Raw genomic sequence first — 698 nt, 5'->3', positions numbered from 1 at the left:
GTGGCTGGCAGTCTGTGGAACCTCTACGGCCCGACCGAAACCTCGGTGTGGTCGGCCCGCTGCCACCTTCAAGGCCAGCAGCCAGTGATGCTCGGCGAAGCCCTGGCCCATACCGCGCTGCACGTGCTGGATGACGACCTCGAACCCCTGCCGCTGGGCGTGGCCGGCGAGCTGTACATTGGCGGCGAAGGCCTGGCCCGTGGTTACCACGACCGCCCCGGCCTCAGCGCCGAGCGCTTTGTCGCCGACCCGTTCGGCAGCGGTGCACGCCTGTACCGCACCGGCGACCTGGTGCGCCGCCGCGCCGATGGCGCGCTGGAGTACCTGGGGCGGATCGACCAGCAGGTGAAGGTTCGCGGTTTCCGTATCGAGCTTGGCGAAATCGAAGCCTGCCTGCTCGCAGAGCCCGGTGTGCGCGAGGCCGCCGTGGTGGCGCGCCAAGGGCAGCTGATCGGCTATGTAGTGGCCGACGATGACGCGCTGCTGGCGCCGCTGCGCGAGCGCCTGCAAGCGCAACTGCCGGACTACATGGTGCCGGCACGCCTGATGCGCCTTGAGCGCATGCCGCTGACGCCGAACCGCAAGCTCGACCGCAAGGCGCTGCCCGAGCCGGAACTGCAAGTGCGCGAGCACGTGGCGCCGGAAGGTGAGGTGGAATGCACCCTGGCGCAGATCTGGCAAAGCGTGCTGAACCTGCC

1 protein-coding gene is annotated in these 698 nt (G+C 69.3%); it reads left to right on the top strand.

All coding sequences use genetic code 11. The annotated features are described in order from the left end of the window. A partial coding sequence (locus tag ACQZ2L_RS25040; protein WP_430328310.1) for an AMP-binding protein occupies positions 1–698 on the top strand: 698 nt, incomplete at both ends.

Origin of the sequence: Pseudomonas shirazensis (assembly GCF_050496565.1) — a bacterium.
GTDB lineage: Bacteria > Pseudomonadota > Gammaproteobacteria > Pseudomonadales > Pseudomonadaceae > Aquipseudomonas > Aquipseudomonas shirazensis_A.
The sequence above is the reverse complement of the archived record's forward strand: the minus strand, read 5'-3'. Positions and strand labels throughout refer to the sequence as shown.